The organism is Methylobacterium gossipiicola (genome assembly GCF_900113485.1).
Lineage (GTDB): Bacteria > Pseudomonadota > Alphaproteobacteria > Rhizobiales > Beijerinckiaceae > Methylobacterium > Methylobacterium gossipiicola.
In genome coordinates this window covers 276,635-298,063 of sequence record NZ_FOPM01000003.1, presented here as the reverse complement: position 1 = coordinate 298,063, position 21,429 = coordinate 276,635, and the positions used below count along the sequence as shown (strand labels likewise).

Here is a 21,429-nt window from a genome sequence, read left to right as displayed (position 1 = left end):
CCGGCTCCCGCGAGGGGGCCGGCCTTTTCCGTGTCTCAGGCTCGTCCTTCGGGGACGGCGTCCTCGTCCTCGTCGTCGGCGGTGGGGATCGCATAGCGATCCGTCAGCCAGCGCCCGAGGTCGATGTCGGCGCAGCGCGTCGAGCAGAACGGCCGGACCTCGGGCTTCGCCGCCTTGCCGCAGATCGGGCAGGCTTCCTTCGGCTCGGGCGGCCAGGGCAGCGGACCGGTCATGCGGCGCTCCCCCAGGCGGCGCGCACGGGGTACCCCTCGCCTTCGAGGAGGCTCAAGGTCTCGTAGAGGGGCAGGCCGATCACCGCGCTGTGCGAACCGACGAGCTTGACCACGAAGGCCCCGGCCAGGCCCTGGATGGCGTAGCCACCGGCCTTGCCGCGCCATTCCTCCGAGGCGAGGTAGGCTTCGATCTCGCGGCCCGACAGGCGCTTGAACCGCACCCGGGTCTCGACCACCCGCTCGCGGCGGTTGCCCTTCGGCGAGAGGAGGCACACGGCCGTGTAGACCCGGTGCTGGCGCCCGGAGAGCAGGCGCAGGCAATCGGCGGCCTCGTCGGACACCTCGGCCTTGGGCAGGACGCGGCGCCCCACCGCCACCACGGTGTCGGCGGAGATCAGGAACGCGTCGCGCATATCGTCGCGCCGCCGGGCGACGTCGCCCGCCGCGGCGAGCTTGTCGCGGGCGAGGCGCCGGGCGAGTTCGCGTGGCGTCTCGGACTTGCGCGGCGTCTCGTCGACATCGGCCGGCAGCAGGGCGTCGGGCTCGATGCCCGCCTGCTGCAGCAGGGCGAGGCGCCGGGGCGAGGCGGAAGCGAGGACGAGGCGGGCCCCGCCGACGGGCGGGGACTGAGCGGGGGCGTCTGTCATCGTCAGGGGCGAACCGTGGTGCGAAGGGTGCGGACCGGAGCGCCGGGGCGAGGCGCCCGGCCAGGGTCGTCGGCGAGCCCCCGCCCTATCGGAATCCGGCCCCGATGGGAACGCGGCCCCGAGACCGTCTAGACCGTCGACGAAGGCCGCGAATCAAGACCGTGGACAACGCATCCGTCTCTGATATGGTCCTCCCCGCGACGCGCAGCGTCGCACCGCCTCCGGGCGGCGCGGGCGTAGTTCAGTGGTAGAACGTCAGCTTCCCAAGCTGAATGTCGTCGGTTCGATCCCGATCGCCCGCTCCAGATGATTTGCGTTGCGCTTGAATCGCTTGCCTCGATTCCAGTGGTGATCCTATCGGCCACCGTCGACGTCTGACGAGCTGGGGGGCGGGGTGAGCGAGCGCCGGCGTTTTCGTCGGCGTCCCGCGGCCGATCGGCGTGGGCACGGGCCGGCCCCGAGCCAGATCTGGGGCTGATACGAGGCCCGATCGTCGAGAGCATGACCATTCCGCGAGCCGTAGGCCCGCCCCATCTCAGCGTCGGCGATTGGGCACGGCCCGGGACCGCCCGCACCCATCCCGTCCTGTGCCGCTTCGCGCCGTGCGATCCGTCCGGGAAGGCCTCGGCCGAACCCGCGGCCCGGTCCCGGGTGAACGTTGGCCGTATGCCCCGTCGCGTGCGGATCACCTCGGCGGCAACGTTGCCCGCCCGAGCGGTTCCGGCACGCGCGATCATATCCCTACCGGCTGCCGAGCCCGACGGCATATTCCGTCGTCAGCGCGACTTCGATGGTATCGCCCGGGAACAGATCGGCGTCCTCCTGCACGTCCATGCGCCGAGGGACACCTTCCTCGTTGCGGAAGATCGACAGGCTCGGCTTGCCGCCCTTGCCCCGGACGATCTGCGACTTGACGATGCCGGTGTAGAGCATCTTTTCCGACACGGCATCCATGCGGGCTCGGGTCGCATTCAGGCGCGTCGTGGCCTCCTGCAACTCCTTCAGGAGATCGGAGCGCCGCTGGTCCGCGAGCCGCACGACCTTCCGGTCGATCTCGTCACGGTCACGCTCCAGTTGCGTGACCTGCGCGGCGGCCTGCAGCCACCGGGTGGAGGACAGCAGGACGTTGCGGCGTGCGTCCGAGATGCGCAACATCGGCACCGTACCGCGTTGCATGAGGTCCTTGAGACGATCGTAATCCTCGGAATCGGCTTTGAGACCTTCGGTCTCGCTGCTGCGCTGTGAGGTCAATGTGGCGAGCTGCGCCGTGGCCTTCCGCGAGGCCTCCACCAGGAAGCCTTTCTCCTTGGTGAAATCGGCTTCCAGGACCTTGAGTTGCGCGTCCTCGGTCGTGGCCAGGTCGGCGACGGCCTGGGTCTGCGGCAGGCTCTTGAGATCGAAGCTCGTTCGCTGGCCCAGCATGATCTGGATGCGCCAGATCTGGAGCTGGTCCTTCGCGGCGGAGGTGAGGAGGGATTCGTACTCGCCGCGCAGATCCGCCGAGTCGAGGAACGGGTTCGAGGCGCGAAAGCGCATGATGTCGTAGCCGCCAGCCAGCGCCAGCGCCTTGCGCACCGTCATGCCTGGCCGGAACGGCTGCTCGCCGGGATGGGCGACGTCGCCGTTGACGTAGACCGGCCGGTATTCGGCGACGGTGACGACGACCTCCTCCGGCAGCACCACCACCGGCACGTCGCGCCCCTCAAGGGTCCGCTGCCGGATCAGCTTCGTCGGCAGACGCTCCTGCAGTTCCTTGCGCAACTCCGGCACCGTCTTGCCCGACACCGAGAGCGCCCCGACATACGGGACCGCGATCTCACCTTGAAGATCGACCGGCAGCTTGTAGCGGAAGTCCGTCATCCCCACGACGGTGATCTCCAGGCTGTCGCCTGCGCCGAGGCGGTAATCGGCCGCCGCCACGGGCGCGGTCCCCGCGATGAGGGCGGCGAGCCAGCCGAGCGCCGGCCCCCGAACCGTCCTGCGCGGGCCGCCGGTGGCGATTTCGAAGATGAATTTCGATAGCATCGTCAATGCCTCAGACTCGATCGGACAAGCGGGCGGGAGGCCGCCCCGCGCCTCATCGCGGCAGACCCCGCCGTGGAACCGTCGCGGCCAGCCTCACTCGCCGGCCGAAGTGCGGGTCGACAGCGCCGGCTGCCAGACCTGGAAGCGGTCCCCCCGGAGCGAGAGCCACACGCCGAGGCCGGCGCCCGTGCAGGAGAGGAGCATCGCCAGCCCGTTCTGGACGAGGCGCGAACCGGAGCCGGCGAGGATCGCGGTGGCGAGGGCCATGGCAACCGACAGCAGGGTGATGGATCCGGGCGAGAACGTCATGGCCAGGGCCCAGAGCATCAAGGCCGAACCGATGGCGATGTTGTAGATCATCAGCCACTTCAGCAGGCGATGGGAGAGGTAGTAATAGACCAACCGCGGATCGTTGCGCAGACGTGGCCAGATCAGGCGATGGACGTTGAATGCCTGACAGGCGATGCGCACCTTTCGCCGAAACTCTTCCCCGCTGCCCGTCGCCGAGCGCTCGAAGGCCAGCGCCGCCGGCTCGCGGACGACCGTGTAGCCGTCGCAGAGGATCGTCATCGAGACGTAGAAATCGTCGATGATGTCGTCCGGCGGCGGCCGGTGACAGTCCCGGCGAATCGCGAACAGCGAGCCGTCGGCGCCGATCACGCTATAGGTGTCGCTTTCGAGCTGCTTGATCGCTTCCTCGACGCGCCAGTACAGCGCCCCCGACGCGCTGGTCGGCGTCTCGTCGGAGTTCAGGTAGATCAGGTTGCCACAGACACATCCGACCCTCGGATCGTCGAAATGTGGCCGGATGTGCTGGAGCGCGGCCGGATCGATGATTACGTTCGCGTCGGTGAACAGGACGATGTCCGCCTCGACCCGCTTCATCAGAACGTTGAGGCCGTGCGTCTTGCCGCAGCGCTCGTGGCCGACGACGAGGTCGATCCGGTCGGCATAGGGACGCAGGAGTTCGACCGTCCGGTCGGAGGGCGCATCGGCGTAGACGTGGATGGCGCAGTGCTCGACCGTCGCGGCCAGTTCCAGAAGGTTGGCGATCTTCCCCTCGATACAGCTTTCCTCGTTGAACACCGACATGCAGACGGCGAAGGACATGTTCGCGTCCCGTACCCCGGTCGCGACCCGCCTCCTGCTCAGCCCCAGCCTTCGCATCAGGTAGAGCGACAGGGGATAGGTGGTGAACGGATGCGCCGCGAGCCCCATGAAAAGCAACGCTGCGGCGCCGAGAACGCCTGTCGACATTCGCCCCCCGTCATTCCTCGTTTGACAGCCGGAAAACACCGGGGCGATCCGCGCGCGGCGCAGAACACAACCGACCCGGCAAGACCGCGTTAACTGTGAACGCAATGTTCAGGCCAGTCTCGGACAGCATTGCGGGCGCGCTCGTGGGCGATCCGACCGAACCGTCGCAATGGCATGGTTATCGCTTAACCATGATCAGTGGCGTTCCGCCGACGGGAAGCGGGCTGCCACTGGTCGGATGCTGCCCTATACGGCTTTCGCCGAAGTGCGATCGTCATCCGCCCAACTGCAACGATCCTCATCAATCAAGGGGCGCAGGGATGATGATTTTTTTGGCAGCAATGCTTCTTATCTGCTTCCTTCTCGCGGTGCATCCTTACACGACGTATCCGCTGAGCTTGCTGGCTTTGAAGGCGCTCCGCCGCAACGCAATCGCGCCGATCGGGGCCGCGCCCAACAGCTACGCCATTGCCTGCTGCGTCTACAATGAACGCCAAGTCATCGAGGCGAAGGTCGCCAATATGCTCGCGCTCAAGGAGCGGCTGCCGAACTGCCAACTCCTGGTCCACAGCGACGGCTCGTCCGACGGCACCGACGAGTTCCTGCGCGCCCATTCCGATGTGTTGACCCTGTCCTTCGCCGAGCGCCGTGCCGGCAAGAGCACGGGCATGAACGCGCTGATGCGCAAGACCTCGGCCGAGGTGGTGATCTTCACCGATGCGAACGTGATGATCGATCCGGAGCGCGTCGCGAATGTCGGCCATTACTTCCGCGATCCGAAGATCGGCTGCGTCACCGGCCACCTGAGCTACACCAACCCCGACGAGAGCGCGACGGCCTGGACGGGCGCCCGCTACTGGCGCTTCGAGGAGTGGCTCAAGCAGCTCGAGAGCGAGACGGGTTCCGTGGTCGGCGCCGACGGCTCGATCTTCGCGATCCGCCGCCGCCTCTACACCCCGGCCCCCGCCGACATCATCGACGACTTCCATACCTCGATGTCGATCTTCTGCTCCGGCCACCGCATCGTGCGCGCCGAAGATTTCGTCGCCTACGAGCGCGCGGCGACGGTTCGCGAGGACGAGCTGCGCCGCAAGGTCCGCATCTCCTGCCGCGCCTTCAACTGCCACCGCTTGCTGTGGCCCCGGATCCTGCGCAGCGGCGTCCTGCCGGTCTACATGTATACCTCCCACAAGCTGCTGCGCTGGCTCTCGGGCTACTTCGTGGCGCTCGGGATGATCTGCACGGCGTTGATGGTCGGTCTCGCCTTCGGCCCAGCGGGTTTCCTGGCCTTCGTCGCAGCCCTCGTGCTGGGGATCGTCCTCGCCGGGCGCACGCGCCTGCCCTTGGTCTCGAAGATCTGGGAGGGCGTCGCCGCCACGGCCGCCACGGGTGCGGGCGTCTACAAGTCCCTGCGCGGCGAGCGTTTCCAGACTTGGACGATCGCCGCTTCGACCCGGCGTTAGCGCGGCGGTCCGACGCGTGGATCTCGGCGCGAACGACAGCGTGGCCGTAGCCAGACCGCCCGGAGGGTGGGGCGGCGGCGGCCCCGCGCGGGATCGGGCCGGGCACGCGACGGGCGGACCGGGGGGGAGCGGCACGGCGCGCTGGCTCCTCCGCCGAGCGGGCGCCAAACTCGGCGGGTTCCTGCGCGGCCGTCCGCGTCCCCTCCCGGTCGTCCCGACCGGCCTTCGGATCTACGCCGTGGGCGATGTCCACGGGCGGGCCGATTGCCTCGCGCGGGTCTTCGCCGAGATCGACGCCGACCGCCGGCGCCACCCCGTGGCGGCGACGCTGGAGATCTATCTCGGCGACTATGTCGACCGCGGCCCGGACAGTCGCGGCGTCATCGACCTGCTCATCGGCCGGGCCGAGCGGCGCCCCATCCGGCCGCTCCTCGGCAACCACGAGGCGATGCTGCTCGGCGCGCTCGCCCCACCGGGCGAGACCTCTCCGCTGTCCCAGACGTGGCGCCGGAGCGGAGCGAGCGACACCCTTGCGGCCTACGGCCTGCCCGTCGCGGAGGGGAGCCGGCCGAGCCGGGAGGAATGGCCGGCCCTCGTCGCCGCGTTCCGGCGCGATTTCCCGCAGGCCCATCGCCGCTTCCTCGCGGGCTGCCGTCCCTCCGTCGCCTACGGCAGCTACTTCTTCGCGCATGCCGGTATCCGTCCCGGAATCCCCGTCGATGCTCAGGACAGGGCCGATCTTTTCTGGATCCGCGAGCCCTTCCTGACATCGCGGGCCGATCACGGAGCCGTGGTTGTCCATGGCCATACACCGGTGCGCGAGCCGGACATGCGGACCAATCGGATCAACCTCGATACCGGCGCCTACCTCACCGGTCGTCTCGGCTGCGTCGCGCTGGAGGGAAACACCCAGCATGTGCTGTGTGGATAGAGCCGGACGGCGCCGCGGTGGAGCGATGCCGTCTCCCACCGGAGCGCATTCCCACCATGGGCAACGGGTTCATCGAATGAAGACATGGCACGTCGAAATCTCAAACCGCGCGGCGGGATGCCTTCGCGACCGACATGTCTTCGAGACGCGCACGCGAAACATCGAGCAATCTCCGGGCTAGAAATGCATCACCATCCATGAATCGGCGCGCATCTGCTGTCCTGCGCGGTGGCATCCCGGCCCATCGCGATGAAGACCGTCCGAGGACGAGGGAATAGAATGAGTTCGTTCATCCGCACGCTCACCACCGCCCTCCGCGCCATCTCGTACGTTCCGCCGCATGCGCTGATCGGCCATGCCCGCCGCCGCTACCGCAACAAGACGGTGCCGCTGCGGGCGGCCTCCTACCGGGCCGCCATCGAACGTGTCGCGGTTGCTTTTCCCGAGTTCGCGCCGAGCGAGCCCGCGCATCGCGCGGCGGCGGTCGTTGCGGTGTTCCAGGAGGCCAAGCAGGCCAAGAACGTGCCCGATTGTCTGGCCGGCCGATTCACGTTCCTCAACCGCACGGTCGATTTCGGCAGCGCTGAGCAGATCGACTGGACCGTCCGGGCGGATGCGGGCAACCACCAGCTCTGGCGTTGGAACCTCGCCAATTTCGGCTATGCCTGTACACTGATGGACCGGACCCCGGAGGAGGGCCTCGCATTCGTGGCCGGGCTCATCCCGGGCTTCCTGCGCAGCGCCGATTTCTCGAACGGTGCCGTCTTCTCGGAGACGTGGCACCCTTACGCCGCCTCCCAGCGCACGCTGGCGCTCACCGCGGCCCTCGTGCGCGCCCCGGCCGCCCTGCGCGGCACGCCCGACTGGACGCGGGTCGAGGCCTTCCTGCGCTACAACGTGGCCTTCCTGCTGCGCAACCTCGAGACTGAGCTCGGCTACAATCACCTCGAACGCAACCTGTCCGCCCTGGCCCTCTTCGGCTTGTCGCGGGCGCGTTTCCCGCCCGCCATCGCCGCCGCGCTCCGGCGCAACTTCGGCCCCGTGGTGGAAGCCTCGTTCGGCGAGGACGGCGGGCAGTTGGAGCGCTCGGCGATGTATCAGTCGCTCAGCGTCCAGAGCCTGCGCATTCTGCGCGAGGTCCCGATCTGGACGGAGGCGCAGGCGCGGCTGATCGACCGCCGCCTCGGCAGCGTCGAGGCGGCGCTGGCCGCCCTCACCCTCGGCGACGACCAACCCGTCATGTTCAACGATGCCTGGATCGGCGAGGGGCCGCCGACCTCCGCGGTCTTGCCGGGCGCGCCCGCCGTCGGTTTCCGCGCCATGCCCGACTGCGGCTATGTTCGTCTCGCGTGCGGGCCGTTCGTCGCAGTGTTCGATGCGGGACCGATCGGGGTCGACATGAACCCGGGCCACGGGCACGCCGACTTCCTGGCGATCGAAACCTCCGTCGGCCCGCACCGGCTGATCGTCGATCCGGGCACCTACAGTTACTCCGCCGGCCCCGTGCGAGACGCGGCCCGCGCCTGGGGCAGCCACAACGGTCCGAGCGTCGCCGGCATGGAACCCGTCGAGTTCTTGGGCTCGTTCAAGGTCGGGCGGCGCTGCGCGGCAACCCTCGTGGAGGCGGGGCTCGCGCCCGACGGCCGGCAATCGGCGACGGGCCGGCTCGCCTTCGCGGGCGTGACGGTCGAGCGAAGCGTCGCGCTGACACCCGACTTCGTCCTCGAGATCGCCGATCGCTGGGCGGGGGCGGGTGACGCCGCCAGAACCTCGCGCTTCCTGATCCCGGCGGGATGGCGAATCATCGAGGGGAGCACTGGCGAGGGGCGACTCGTGATGGTGCAGGACGATCTGCGCGTCGAGATCCGTGCGCTGGCCGGGACCCTGTCGACGGAAGCCGGCCGCTGGTCGCGCCGCTACAACGTCTGGGAGGAGGCGACCGCACTGGTGTTGGCGCCGAAGGCGGAGGCGGACCGGGCGGGTCTTCGGATTGCCGTCCTGAAAGCGGGCGCATGAGGGGGGCGGCGATGGCGGATGCCCGGGGCACGCGGCCGGACTTCATCTATTTCGGGCCCGATGTCGCCGAAACCGGCACGCGCCGGCGGTTGGCGCAACTGCGGCAGGTCGGGACGCGGGTCGTCGGATTCACCTTCGCGCGGCACAACTACCATCAGGACTTCGTGCCCGATTGGGAGAACGTCTCCTTCGGCGTCATCCCGTCCGGGCGCTACGGGCGACGCCTGGGCGCGCTCGCCCGAGCCCTCGTCACGGTCCTGCGCCGGCCCGGCCTGCCCCGGCCGGCCATCATCATCGCGCGCAACCTCGATCTGCTGGCGATCGCGCTGGCCGCGCGCCTGCTCGGACGGCTCGAAGGACCGCTCGTCTACGAGGTGCTCGACGTGCGCGGGGTTCTCCTCGGCACCTCCCCCGTCGCGCGCCTGCTCCGATTCGTCGAGCGTCGACTTCTGCGCCAGTGCGACGCGCTGATCGTCTCCTCGCCAGGCTTCGAAACCCGCTACTTCCGACCGATCCAGGGCTATCGACGGCCGATCATCCTCGTGGAGAATCGGCTGAACCCCGCAGCCCTCGCCGCGTCGCGGCAGGCCGAAGGCGACTGGCGCGCGGCCGGCCGCACGAAGCCGGGCCGCGACCCGGACCGCCTCGTCCTGGGCTGGGTCGGGGCGTTCCGCTGCGCGCGCTCGGCCGCCCTCCTCGCCACCATCGCGCGGCGCCTGCCGCAGGTCGGCATTCTCCTCGCCGGGGTGCCGACCTATTGCGACCGGGACAGCTTCCGGCGCACCTTCGAAGGGCTGCCGAATGTGGTGTTCCACGGCGAGTTCCCCTATCCGGGCGGCCTCTACGAGGTTTACGCACAGATCGACCTGAATTGGGGCTTCGATCTCTCCAAGAAGGGCGACAGCGGCCGCTGGCTCCTGCCGAACCGGCTCTACGAGGGCGGCTTTTTCGGCGTGCCGATGCTCACCGAGTCCGATTCGGAAACCGCGACCTACGTCGAGCGCCTCGGGATCGGCTGGGCGGTGCCGCCGGAGGAAGAGGCGATTGTCGACCTGATCACCCGCCGCCTCCCCGCGGAATACACGGCGGTCAAGGCCGCGGCGGTCGCCGCGATGGATACCGCCTTCACCGACAATAACGACCTGCAGGCGGTTGTCCGCGTCTTGACGGGCCAGCAGGGGCTGCCAGGGGGGGCCGGAGCCACCTGAGAGCAACCTCCGGCATGGTTTGTGCTGCGTCGCCTGGACAGCCGAGTCCTCCGGGATTCGGAATGCGCGATCTTGCGGTGACCATGGCCCGACCGATCAGCCTCAATCCGACGCGCCCGTCCTGGCTTTCGCAGGCTGCCCAGGGCCTCGCGATGGCTGAGGCGAGCCCGCTCCTCGACGAGGCGCGCCGGCGCTGGATCATCCGGGTGATGACCACGGAGCTGTTCGTGGCAGCCGCCACGCAGAAGGTGGCGGTCTATCTCGGCGGCGAGAATCAGATTCAGTTCGTCGTCGTCCTGCACATCGTCACGCTGTGCCTGCTCGCTGCCCGGGGGTGCCTGCGCATTCACGGGCTCCGGCTCGCGCTCTACCTCGTGATGATGGCGCTCGCCCTCGTCGCGCATGCCGTCTCCCAGCACAGCGCCTTCTCCATTCCGTCGATGACGCTGTTTGCGATCATCTACGGCCTATACCTGTTCGTCATCCCGCTGGACCGGGAGACCTATCTCCGGCTTCTGCGGAACTTTCAGTACGCGACCGGCACCGCCGCCCTGCTGGTGATTTCGAACTGGCTGACGCAAGCGGTCGGCCTCGGAATGCCGAACATCGAGACGGTGATCCCGAGCAAGCTCCTCTTCTTCTATTACGTCTACATTCAGCCGATCCACTGGGGCTCGCGCTGGATCAAGCCCAACGGTATTTTCTTCCTCGAGACGTCGTTCGTCTCCCAGTTCATTGCCTTCGGACTGATCATCGAGGTCTGCTTCTTCCGCAGAATCACGTTCCTCGGCGTCCTCGGTGCCGGTCTGATGAGCACCTTCGGCGGCACCGGCATGCTCCTCGTCGTCCTCTCGGGCGTGGTGATGCTGTTTTACCTGAACCGAGCCTTGATCGCGGCGCTCGTCGTTGCGCTGCCGCTTGCCGTGGGCGGGGCCTACGGCATCGGTCTGCTGGACAATATGGCCAAGCGCAGCGATGAGTTCTCGCAGAACGGCTCCAGCGCCAACCAGCGCTTCCTTGCCCCGATCCAGACGATCAACGAGGCGATCGAGGGCCGCAGCTTCAAATATTTCTTCGGAATCGGTGCAGGCAATATGCCACGCGCCATGAACATCGCCTGGAATCCGACGTCGAAGTTCTTTCGAGAATACGGCATGATTGCCTTTGTCGGATGGTTCATTTTCATCGCGTATTGCTACTTCGGCGGCGGCGTCCCGTTCGTGATGGGCTGGATGATGTTCATGCAGTATCATCTGCTGAACGGATCGCTTCTGGTGCCGCTCATCTCGGTCTATTCGATCATCTTCGCGGCAGGCTACGTCGTCATCCAGGATGCCGGACCCGCACGCCGCCGCACCCTGCCGCGATGACATAAGCGAGGTTCCGCCGCGGCGTGTGGCACCCGCCTTGCGTCTTCGCAGGAGCGGTTCCGAGGCCGGCTTCGTGTTGAGGTCGGCCGTGACCATGCAATCCCGGAAGCGGGTGCCGATTGCACGTTATCGGCCTCCGTTTCCGGACGATCGTCTCTCGCGCTCCGTCTCGCCGAACCGGCCCCCCTCGGCGAAGAGCGCCTTCACGGCGGGAAGTTGGACGCACGATGCTTAACCCCGACCGGATCCCGACCGCTCCGCTCCCGAAGGCCGGAGACGCCGCTTTCGCGCTGCTCGACGTGACGGCTCTCCTCGGGATCGTTCGACGGCGGCGGGGCCTCATCCTGGCCGTCACGGCGCTTTTCACGCTGCTGGCGCTGGTCTTCGTCCTCACCACGACGCCGCTCTACACGGCCGAGGCCGACATCCTGATCGACAACCGCAGCGCGTTCCAGCTGGAGAACGGGGCCTCGGCCACCAACAACGGGGCGAGCACCCTTCTCTCCATCGGCATGGACACGTCGAGCGTCGACAGTCAGGTCGAGATCCTGAAGTCGGAGCGCATCGCCGGCATCGTGCTGCGCAAGCTGAACCTCGTGGACGATCCCGAATTCCGCACCCCCGGCAACATCCTGGGGAGCGGCCTCGTTCTGGCGCGCCGGGCCGTCGCCGCCGTGATCGGACCGCCGGAGGTCGTGCCGGTGCTGCCCGGCGGCATCCCGCGCGACGTGATGGAGGAGTTCCAGGACCGTTTGGAGGTCAAGCGCTCCGCCCTGACCTACGTGCTCTCGGTGAGTTTCCGCGCCCGCTCCCGCGAACGGGCGGCGCTGATCGCCAACGCGATGACCGACGCCTACCTCACCGATCAGCTCCAGTCGAAATACGAGGCCACCCGCCGCGCCAGCGTCTGGCTTCAGGACAGGATCCAGGAGATGCGCGCCGCAGCGCTCACCACCGACCGCGCCGTGCAGGACTTCAAGGCCAAGAACAACATCGTCTCGGCGGGCATCGGCCCGGGCGGGACGATGCGCCTGCTCAACGAGCAACAACTCGGCGACATGAGCTTCCAGCTCGTCAACGCCCGCGCCGCGACCGCCGAGGCCGAGGCCAAGTACCGGCGGCTGCAGGCCGTCGTGAACGCCGGCGATCCCGACGCGGCCCCGGCCGACCTCCTCAACAGCGAGGTCTACAACGACCTGCGCCAACGCGCGATCACCGCCTCCAAGCGCCTCGCCGAGGTCGCGCCCCGGCTAGGCGACGACCATCCCGCCGTGGCGAACCTGCGCACCGAGGAACAGAATATCCGTCGCCTCCTCCTCGCCGAGCTGACGCGCGCGCTCCAAGGCTTCCGCAGCGCCGTCGACATGGCCCGCGCCCGCGAGCAGACCCTGTCGAACGGGCTGGCCGAGATCACCGGTGAGACGGCGGTCTCGAACACCGCGCAGGTCCAACTGCGCGAACTCGAGCGCGAAGCCTCGTCGAACAAGACGATCTACGAGAGCTTCCTGGAGCGCTACAAGTCCGCCCTCCAGCGGGAGAGCTTCCCCGTCACCGAGGCCCGCATCCTCTCGGAGGCGAGCCCGCCTCGCCTCAAGAGCCATCCGAAGTCGCTCCTCATCCTCATCCTGGGTGCGATCGGCGGGTTGGCCGTCGGCACCGCCACCGCCCTTCTGAAAGAGATGACGGACGGCGTGTTCCGCACACCCCAGCAACTGGAGGCCAGCCTCGACCTGCCCTGCCTCGGCGTGCTGCCGCGCGTCACCCGCCTGCGCGGACGCTCCCGGCCGCGCGCGGATCTCAGCCTTCCGCCCGGCGCGAAGCTGATCCCCGAGGATATCGGCGCCCTGCGCTACGCCGTCGACGAGCCCTTCACCCGGTTTGCCGAGACCCTGCGGGCGATCAAGGTCGCGGCGGGCGCCGCCTCGACGGTCGGCGAGGTCAAGATCCTGAGCATGGTCTCGGCGGTGCCCGGCGAGGGCAAGTCCATGGTCGCGATGAACCTCGCGCAACTCCTCGCCCATGCCGGCAAGGATATCCTCCTCATCGACGCCGACCTGCGCAGCCCGACCCTGTCCGAGATCGTCGCGCCCGGCTGCTTGAGCGGCCTCGCGGAGGTGCTGGAGAACAAGGCTTCTCTGTCCGACGTTCTGCTCACCGATCCGATCACGGGCCTGCGCGTCCTGCCCGCGCTGAAGTCGGCGAATCCCCATACGAGCGAGATCGTCGGCTCGGAGGCGATGCGCCAGCTCCTCCAGCACGTCTCCGGGCAGTTCGATTTCGTCATCGTCGATCTGCCGCCCCTCGTCCCCATCGTCGACGTGCGCGCGGTGGCGCCCGCCATCGATGCCTTCGTCTTCGTCGCCCGCGCCGGCGAGACGCCGATCGTGACGGCGACGAACGCGCTCGGGGGGGCGTCGGCGGTCGGCGAGCGCCTCATCGGATCGGTGCTCAACGACGTGAATCTGAAGACCCTGCGCCATCAGGGCGCGGCCAGCGATCGGACCTACGCCGCCACGCCGGCCTACCGGGCCTATGTGGTGGACTGACGGATGCGCCCGACGCCCTGCCTGCTCGAACGGGATGCGGAGGCCGCGCCGGATGCGCCCCTGTTCTCCGTCGTGATGATCACCTTCGCCCGCGATTCCGTCGCCCAGGCCGCCATAGCCCATGTCCGCGCCGCCGTGGGGACGCGCGAGGACATCGAGATGATCCTCGTCGACAACAACCCGGACGCGATCGACCGCTCCACCTTCCTCGCCGGCTTCGCCCAGGCGCGCTGCCTCAAACTCGGGCGCAACAAGGGGGTCTCGGCCCGCAACGACGGCGCCCTGGCGGCACGGGGCCGCTTCATCGTGTTCATCGACGACGACGCCTTCCTCCATCCGGCGGACGCGGCGTTCCAGCGCTATCTCAGGGCCTTCCGCGAGAATCCGCGCCTCGCCATCGTCACGGCCCGGCACATCGACCACCGCACGGGCGGCACCCCCCGGGACTGCTTTCCCCACACCGACAAGTCGCGCGATCAGACGAAGGCCTTCAAGACCTTTCGCTTCCAGGGCAACGGCTTCGGCATACGCCGGTCCGCCTTCGAAGCGGTCGGTCCGTTCCCGGAGGATTACTTCTACGGCCTCGAGGAAATCGACTACGCCTACCGCGTCATCGATGCCGGCTACGAGATCCTCTACGACCCTTCGGTCTGGGTCGTCGAGCAGAACGATTCGGGCGGCCGCCTGCCCCGCCGCGACGTGGAGCAGATGCGCCTGACCAACAAGATGATCATTTCGTACAAGTATCTGCCCCGCGCCTACGTGCCGCTGAACTTTCTCCTGTTCTCGGCCTACGTGCTTGTCCTGAATCGCGGCCGGATCAATCCGCTCCTGAGCTTTAGACGCTTCCTGCAATGGCGCCGCGGCGCCCGGACCCGCCGGACGCCGATCGGTCCCCGCGCGCGCGCCTACATCAGAGCCTGCGGCGGCGTGGTCTGGAAATGACGAGCCCCGAAACCGGAGGAGAATGCGTCTTGAGCCCGCATCGGAGCATCGAAGGCCGAACGCGCCGCGCCGTCGTCGCGGGCCTCGGGGCCGCCGGCCTGAATCTGTTCGGTCGGCCGGCGCGCGCCTCCACGGAGCCTGGGCTCGCGGGCCACGCCGCCCGGTCCGGGCGGGTGTTCGGCACCGCCGTGCGCAGCCCCGACCTGACGTGGAACGCGACGCTGCGCGGGGAGGTGCTGCGCGAGGCCGGCCTGCTCGTCCCGGAATACGAAATGAAGTGGGACATCCTCGCCAAAACGCCCGGCACCTACGATTTCACCGGGGGTGACCGGCTCGCTTCCTTCGCCGAGGCGCATCGCCTGGGTCTGCGCGGGCACACCCTGGTCTGGCACCTCGCCCTGCCGCCGTGGCTGCCGGGCACGCTGGATGCGGGCGAGGCCCGGCGGGTGATGGAGGCGCATGTGGCCGCCGTCGCCGCGCACTATGCCGGCCGCGTGCAGTCCTGGGACGTGGTCAACGAGGCCGTCGATCCGCAGGGACCGGACGGGCTGCGGGCCTCCCTCTGGCAGCGGGCGCTCGGGGCGGACTACATCCCCCTCGCCTTCGCGGCCGCCGCCCGGGCCGACCCGAAGGCGAAGCTCTACTACAACGAGTACGATCTCGAATGCGACACGCCCGACCAGGATGTCCGGCGGGCCAAGACCCTGGAGATCCTCACCCGCCTCCGGCGCGAGGGCGTGCCGGTCCACGGGCTCGGCATCCAGGCTCATCTCCAGGCGGGCCGCTGGCCCTACGACGCGGGGAAGTTCGCGCGCTTCCTCGCGGCGGTGGCCGCCCTCGACCTCGACCTCCTCATCACCGAGATGGACGTGTCGGACCGCCTGTTGCCCGCCTCCGAAGCGCGGAGGGATGCGACGGTGGCGGCGCTGGCCGGCGACGTGCTGACGACGTTCCTCACCGAGCCGCGCGCGGTCGGCGTCGTGACCTGGGGGCTGAGCGACCGTCAGACTTGGCTCAACGACCTGCCGACCCATCGCAGGACCGACGGGCTGCCGCAGCGCGCCCTCCCCCTCGACCGTGACGGCGGCCGCAAGCCGCTCTGGACCGCGATGGCCCGAGCCTTCGACGGGGCGGCCCCGAGGCCCTGACGCGCATCCGGCCGGGGCGGATGGCACGTAACTCGCACTGCGGCGAGGGCGTGTCTGGCCTGGCCCGGATCGCCCGGCTCCGGGACCGGACCAGTCACGAACGCGCGCGCGGACCGCTGGCCGGTCCGATCCGACCCCTTCCCGCCCTCGATGGAGAGAGCCCCGTGCCAGCCGATACCAGCAGCCAGCGGGGGATCGGCGGCCAAGTCGTCGCCTTCGTGACGAGCTTCGCGGTGCTCCATGCCGTGAATGCCGTCATCAGCATGTCCTTCAACATCGTCCAGTTCTTCGTGCTGGCGCGTGTCCTGGAGCCGTCCCGGTTCTCCGAGGTGATCCTCCTCACCGCGATCAGCTTCTACGTCCTCCCCCTCAGCCAGGCGGTCGGGCGGGCCAACTTCGTCGCCCTGCGCAAGTCGTCGGAGGCGGGCGGCATGGACCGGGCCGCCAACGAGGCGAGCGTCGTCCTCTACGTCCACGGAACGCTCATGCTGCTGCTCGCTTGCGCGGTGCCGCTGATCGTGGGCTCGGGGCATCCCCGCGAGGCGGTGGAGAGCGTGCTCTACGTCGCCGTGTGCCTCGCCAACAACCTCTGGTACTACGATATCCAGCCGACCATCTGGGCGCTCGACCTCGGCAAGCGGTTCGAGCGGGTGTCGATGATCCGCCGCCTCGTCATGTTCGGCGCCCTGCCGCTGCTCTGGATCACCGGGAGCTTCTTCTCCTTCCTCGTCGTGATGGCGGCGGCCACCGTCGCGTTCATGTTCGTGCTCCCGCGCGCGCTTCCCCGCGCCTCGCGGCCGTTCCGGTTCCGACCCCGGCTCGGCCGGATGCGCTGGCCCGACGCACGCGCCTACCTCGGCCTGTTCTGGCCGGCGCTCCTGTCGAGCCTGACCGAACTCGTCGTGCTGAACTCGCCGTACGCCCTTTTCGCCGCCGCCTTCGGCACGGGGCCGGCGCTCGTGGCCTACGACACGGTGATGAAGCTGACCCGGCTCGCGATGACGGTGGCGCGCAACCTCTCGGAGAGCGCGCTGCCGCGCCTGAGCCGGATGTTCTTCTCCGGCGATCGGGCCGCGCTGGGTCGCCTGCTCGGCCTGCTGTTCGGCGTCTGCATCGCCGAGGGCGTCGCCATCGCGGCGATCCTGATCGCGGCGGGCCCGTTCGTCTTCCGCATGCTGCTCGGCCCCAACGACGTGATCCCGCCGGGCACGCAGTACGTGGCCGCCTGCGTCGTCCTCACCGGCTGCATCTACCAGCCCGCGACCTACTTCCTCGCCTTCAACGGCGCCCGCGACCTGATCCAGAAGATGACGCTCGTCGCCTCCTTCGGGCTCGCGGTCTTCTCCGGGCTCGTCCTCTCGGGGGCGCTGGGCCTCGAAGCGGCGTTGTGGTGCTACGCCGCCTACTTCGCCGTCGTCGCCGCGCTCTCCGTCGGCTTCTCGCTGCGCCTCGTACAGCGCATGGGCGGATTCGAAGCGCCGATGCGCCAGGGGGCGGCATCATGACGAGGCCTGTCGCCCGGCGCCGCGGCTGGCCCATGCGCGCGGTGATGATGGGGGCGCTGGCCGCCCTCGCGGGCTTCGACGGCGCTGCGGCACGCGGGTTGAAATCCCCCTTCGCGGCGTCGCCGACCCTGCCGGCCCCGTCCGGCCCCGTTCGCCCCTGCGGGGTGCCCCCCGACCCCGTGCGCGACATCGTCATCGAGACGAGCTTCAAGGGCGGCGACTACACCAAGGTCGATCCCGAGCGCGTCCGGAACCGAAAGGCCGCGACGGCCCCGCTCCATGCCTATCTCGACGCCGTGGTACGGCTGAGCGACGAGGCGATGCGGGCGACGGGCACGCCGCGACGCGAGCGGCAAGCCTGCGCCGAGCGCTGGCTCACCGCCTGGGCCGAGGGGGACGCCCTGCTCGGGACGGTCTCCTGGCCCGAGGGCGCCTACGAGCGCAAGTGGACGCTCGTGGCGCTCTCCCTGGCCTATCTCAAGATGTACGGGGCCGAGCTTCCGCCCAAGCCCCCGCCCGCGGTCGAGCGTTGGCTGCGGCGCCTCGCCGAGGGGGTCGTGAACGAGTATTCTGGCCTCTCCTGGAAGCGCAACAACCACTTTTACTGGGCCGGTCTCGCTGCGGTCGCCGCCGGTACCGTGATCGACGATCGCGGGATCTACGCCTGGGGCCTGGGGCAGTACGATCAGGCCATGGGCCAGATCCGCCCGGATGGCAGCCTGCCCCTCGAACTCGCCCGTGGGCCGCTCGCCCTCTACTATCACTCCTATTCCGCCTCGCCGCTGTCCATGACCCTCGCCTTCCGCGTCGCGAACGGGGCGGGCGGCGACGATGCCCCCCTGCGCCGGCTCGTCCACCTCGTCCTGCGCGGCCTTTCCGATCCATCGGTCCTGGCGGATCTCGCGGGCGGGGCGCGCCAGACCTGGTGGGCCGGCGGCGCTCCGGACGGGCGCACGCTCGCCTGGCTCGAGGCCTACCGCTTCGCCACGGGCGACCGGGCCGCGGACGGCTGGATCGCAAGTCTGCGCCCCCTCGGCATCGTCTGGCTCGGCGGGGACCTCACCCACGCCCTCGGGGTCTCGCTTCCGGCGGTGGAGCCCCTCAAGAGCCCGCTCGGCGGGCCCTGAAGCTCAGCGCAGCACCTCCACGAGCCGCTCCGACAGACGCAGACCGAGCGCCGCGATGGTGTGGGTCGGGTTGGCCTGTCCCGAGGACGGGAAGACCGAGGCACTGGCCACGTACAGGTCCGAGGTCCCATGGACGCGGCAGTCGCGGTCGACCACGCCCTGGCGTGGATCGTCGGCCATGCGCGTCGTCCCGATCTGGTGGCCGCCGACGATCCCATGGCGTCGGGTGCGCGCGATGAGTTCGTCCTCGTCGTAGTCGAGGCGGCCGACGCCGCTGCGCGCCAATTCGGCGGCGAGCAGCCGGTAGGCGCCCTTGATGCTGTCGAAGTCGAGGGCGCAGAGGCGCCAATCGACCTTGAGCTGAGGCATCCCGAGCCGGTCGCATCGGTCCGTCAGGGTGACCCGGCTGTCGGGGTTTGGCGCCTGTTCGGCATGGAATTCGAGGACGTAGCGGTTGTTGGCCGAGCCCAGCACCACGGAGGGAAGCTTGCGCTCCGCCAGGATGCGGTCCGTGAGCCAGGTTCGGCCGAAGCGGGCGATCCGCAGGGGCTGTCGCAGGATGTTGGCGCAGTGGCGCAGATGCCCGCCGGCATCGGCGCGCCGCTCCGAGAACTTGCGCGCGTACTCGCTGAGCACGAAGCTCTTGAACAGGTACATGGCGGACAGGATCGCATTGCCGTGATCGGGATTGCCCGCATCCGGCAGGTGGGTCCGGAAGGTGGTGTTGAGCAGGCCGAAGCGGCGCTGCGCCTCCGCGTTGAGCCAGAGCCGGCGCCGCACGTAGATGCCGTCCGGGTCGCGCTCGTAGTCGTAGGCGATGTCCGTCGCGCGTCCGGCGAAGCTGAGCGTGCCCGCGGTCGTGCAGAGATGGCTCATGTAGTTGCGGCCGACCTGGTCGTGCGCGTTGCCGATCCCCGCGGCGTGCACGTCGTTCGAGGCGAGCAGGAGCCGGGCGGTCTCGAGCGCGCCGAGGGCGAGCACCGTCGCCCGTGCCCGGACCGTGCGCAGGATGCCGTCCGGGTCCTTCACCTCAAGATGCGAGAGGCCGCCGCCATCGGGGCGAAGGCGCAGGGCCGTCACGGTGGCGTCGAGGACGACGTGGACGTCCGCCGCGCCGGTGAGCACCGCGCCGTGCCGGCGCCAGAGGTTCGTGGGCTTGCTGAAGCGTTCGAGCGTCGTCGTCACGTGCGGGCCGTCGATCCCGGGCGCGAACTCCCGACGGCCATTGGGCAGCGCCGTCTCGGGCGCGTAGTCGTAGCGCCCGGCCTCCAGCACCTGCATCGCGCGCTCGTAATAGGGCTCCAGGGTCTCGAAGCCGAACGGCCATCCCGAGCCCGGCACCCAGGGACGCGCTTCGAAGTCGATGGGATCGAACGGGATCACCCGTCCACCCCAGATGCGGCTGGTGCCACCGACCGCGCGGACCCGGTAGCTCGTGAGCTCGGGGTGAATTTCGGGCTCGCTCACCTGTCCGCCGTAGAGGTCCTGCGATCGCGCCTGCCGCTGGAGGCCGCCGCCTTCGAGAACGACGACCCGGAGGCCCTTGCCGGACAGCGCGTGTGCGACGATGAGGCCGGCGGTGCCGCCGCCGACGATGGCTACGTCGTACGCGCCCGCCGCGCCGAGCTCCGCTTGGTTCAGGATCATCGCGCCTGTGTCCGTGTCGAGATGCGGCGGGCCCGGACGGGGTGCCGCGCACTGAAAAGCAAGCGCGATGCCTCGGCCGGGCGGGAGGTGTCGGCCAAGGGGGCGAGGGCGGCCAAGGGCTGCTCCGGCGAGAGTCTTGCGTCGGTCCCGGAGCCGCCAGGCACGAGCCTCGAAACAGCGTGACGGGATCAATGCTTAGGGACAGCCTCACCATCAACGGCAAGCCGGCCTCGCGGATCGGCTTCGGCTGCAGCCGGATCGGCTCGTTCAACAATCCGATGTCCCCGCGAGAGACGCGCAATCTGCTCGCGGCGGCGGTCGATCTCGGCGTGACGCTGTTCGACACGGCCGACGTCTACGGACAGGGCGACAGCGAGCGCGAACTCGGCCGCCTGATCGCAGGCGCGCGCGGCGACGGGCTCATCGTGGTCACCAAGGCCGGCAAGGCGTTCTCGGCCAAGATGCGCCTGCTCAGGCCGTTCAAGCCCGTGCTGAAGCCGCTCCTGGGACGCCGCATGGGGGACCGGATCAGCGGGCAGCGCAGCGGCCATATCGGCCACGACTTCGCCGCCCCGACGATCCGTCGGGCGGTCGAGGGCAGTTTGCGGCGTCTGCGCACCGAGCGCCTCGACGCGCTGCTCCTTCACAGCCCGCCGGCGGATGCGCTCGACGATCCCGCCCTGGGCGAGGCGCTGCGGGACCTGCAACGCGCCGGCAAGCTCGGCTGTTTCGGGGTCTCGTGCGACGACCTCGCGGCCCTCAAGGCCGCCCTCGCCATGCCCGGCCTGGCGCTCCTCGAACTGCCGGCCGACGTGCTCGCCCAGGCCTCGGCCCATGGCCTCGACGCGGCCATTCGCGGCGGTCACATCGGCGTGCTGTCGAGGGAGGTGATCCGGCTGCAGCCCCGGCTCGGTCCGGTCGAAGCCGTGCGCGCCTGTCTCGCCGACGGCATGACGCAATGCGCCGTGATCGGCACGACCAAGCGCGACCACCTCGCGCAGATCGTCCAGGGCGTGGCCGAGGGGCCGGCGCACGCCGCCGCCGGCTGATCGCGCTCACGGCGGATCGGCGCGGGAGAGACATCGCCGAAAGCCTCGCGCGGCAGTCTATCGGGCAAAACCCCGCTCGTTCGGCGCCGACAATTCAGCATAACGCCCGCCCGATCGGACGCCGCGTCGCGACATGGATTGTTTTGACAGCGTTCAAGACAGCAGCGAGATCGGCGCCGGCGTTTTTCCAGAGAACGCCCCGGCCTTCATCTGCCTTCCATCGCTCGAACGTGCTTCGAATTTGAGCGATCTGGCAAAGAATTTGCCGTATTTGCCTAAAATTCAAGATTGCGGTGAGGCTGGCGAAGTTGA

General features: G+C 69.1%; 16 protein-coding genes and 1 tRNA gene. 12 read left to right on the top strand and 5 right to left on the bottom strand.

All coding sequences use genetic code 11. From position 1 onward, the window contains the following. Positions 1 to 35 precede the first annotated feature (35 nt). Both yacG and BM249_RS04340 read right to left on the bottom strand, forming a co-directional pair. Complete coding sequence (gene yacG / locus BM249_RS04345; protein WP_091969318.1) at positions 36 to 233, bottom strand: DNA gyrase inhibitor YacG; 198 nt, start codon at positions 231 to 233, stop codon at positions 36 to 38. Beyond that, a complete protein-coding gene (locus BM249_RS04340; RefSeq protein ID WP_091969316.1) occupies positions 230 to 880 on the bottom strand; it encodes a Maf-like protein in 651 nt (216 codons plus the stop codon). Before BM249_RS04340 ends, yacG begins: the two co-directional genes overlap by 4 nt. A gap of 230 nt (positions 881 to 1,110) precedes the next feature. On the opposite strand from BM249_RS04340, the gene BM249_RS04335 reads away from it, so the two are divergent. Then, positions 1,111 to 1,185 (top strand) — tRNA-Gly (locus tag BM249_RS04335). A 436-nt stretch (positions 1,186 to 1,621) separates the two neighbouring features. On the opposite strand, the gene BM249_RS04330 is transcribed toward BM249_RS04335, so the two are convergent. Beyond that, entirely contained in the window at positions 1,622 to 2,905 is a 1,284-nt protein-coding gene (locus BM249_RS04330; protein ID WP_091969315.1) for a polysaccharide biosynthesis/export family protein, read from the bottom strand. Between the two features lie 93 nt (positions 2,906 to 2,998). Next, positions 2,999 to 4,162 carry a glycosyltransferase gene (locus BM249_RS04325; protein ID WP_091969314.1) on the bottom strand — a complete coding sequence of 388 codons (1,164 nt, stop codon included), beginning with the start codon at positions 4,160 to 4,162 and terminating at the stop codon, positions 2,999 to 3,001. Between the two features lie 398 nt (positions 4,163 to 4,560). Here BM249_RS04325 and BM249_RS04320 point away from each other — a divergent pair, with 398 nt between their 5' ends. The 10 genes from BM249_RS04320 (at position 4,561) to BM249_RS04275 (ending at position 18,421) form a co-directional block, all read left to right on the top strand. Then, positions 4,561 to 5,625, top strand: coding sequence for a glycosyltransferase (locus BM249_RS04320; protein ID WP_177232316.1), 1,065 nt, complete (start codon positions 4,561 to 4,563; stop codon positions 5,623 to 5,625). Positions 5,626 to 5,665: 40 nt separating this feature from the next. Beyond that, positions 5,666 to 6,556 carry a metallophosphoesterase family protein gene (locus tag BM249_RS04315; RefSeq protein WP_244528581.1) on the top strand — a complete coding sequence of 297 codons (891 nt, stop codon included), beginning with the start codon at positions 5,666 to 5,668 and terminating at the stop codon, positions 6,554 to 6,556. A gap of 279 nt (positions 6,557 to 6,835) precedes the next feature. Then, positions 6,836 to 8,572: a heparinase II/III family protein gene (locus BM249_RS04310; RefSeq protein ID WP_177232315.1), complete on the top strand. Its 1,737-nt coding sequence runs from the start codon at positions 6,836 to 6,838 to the stop codon at positions 8,570 to 8,572. Between the two features lie 11 nt (positions 8,573 to 8,583). Next, a complete protein-coding gene (locus BM249_RS04305) occupies positions 8,584 to 9,780 on the top strand; it encodes a glycosyltransferase (RefSeq protein ID WP_177232314.1) in 1,197 nt (398 codons plus the stop codon). 62 nt (positions 9,781 to 9,842) lie between these two features. Continuing rightward, positions 9,843 to 11,150 carry a hypothetical protein gene (locus BM249_RS04300; protein WP_091969310.1) on the top strand — a complete coding sequence of 436 codons (1,308 nt, stop codon included), beginning with the start codon at positions 9,843 to 9,845 and terminating at the stop codon, positions 11,148 to 11,150. Between the two features lie 227 nt (positions 11,151 to 11,377). Continuing rightward, a complete protein-coding gene (locus BM249_RS04295; RefSeq protein WP_091969309.1) occupies positions 11,378 to 13,696 on the top strand; it encodes a polysaccharide biosynthesis tyrosine autokinase in 2,319 nt (772 codons plus the stop codon). Positions 13,697 to 13,699: 3 nt separating this feature from the next. After that, complete coding sequence (locus BM249_RS04290) at positions 13,700 to 14,641, top strand: glycosyltransferase family 2 protein (protein WP_091969308.1); 942 nt, start codon at positions 13,700 to 13,702, stop codon at positions 14,639 to 14,641. 29 nt (positions 14,642 to 14,670) lie between these two features. Continuing rightward, the gene (locus tag BM249_RS04285) at positions 14,671 to 15,789 is read left to right on the top strand and encodes an endo-1,4-beta-xylanase (protein ID WP_177232313.1); all 1,119 of its coding nucleotides are present in this window, start codon (positions 14,671 to 14,673) and stop codon (positions 15,787 to 15,789) included. Between the two features lie 164 nt (positions 15,790 to 15,953). Further along, complete coding sequence (locus BM249_RS04280; protein WP_091969300.1) at positions 15,954 to 17,294, top strand: hypothetical protein; 1,341 nt, start codon at positions 15,954 to 15,956, stop codon at positions 17,292 to 17,294. Then, entirely contained in the window at positions 17,291 to 18,421 is a 1,131-nt protein-coding gene (locus BM249_RS04275; RefSeq protein WP_091969298.1) for an alginate lyase family protein, read from the top strand. The genes BM249_RS04280 and BM249_RS04275 overlap by 4 nt, the downstream gene beginning before the upstream one ends. Before the next feature lie 3 nt (positions 18,422 to 18,424). Here the strand turns inward: BM249_RS04275 and BM249_RS22115 are convergent, their stop codons facing one another. Then, positions 18,425 to 20,068, bottom strand: a complete 1,644-nt coding sequence (locus BM249_RS22115; RefSeq protein ID WP_091969296.1) for a GMC oxidoreductase — start codon at positions 20,066 to 20,068, stop codon at positions 18,425 to 18,427. Positions 20,069 to 20,259: 191 nt separating this feature from the next. Between BM249_RS22115 and BM249_RS04265 the strand changes: the two genes are divergently transcribed. Beyond that, the gene (locus tag BM249_RS04265) at positions 20,260 to 21,117 is read left to right on the top strand and encodes an aldo/keto reductase (protein WP_091969294.1); all 858 of its coding nucleotides are present in this window, start codon (positions 20,260 to 20,262) and stop codon (positions 21,115 to 21,117) included. Positions 21,118 to 21,429 lie beyond the last annotated feature (312 nt).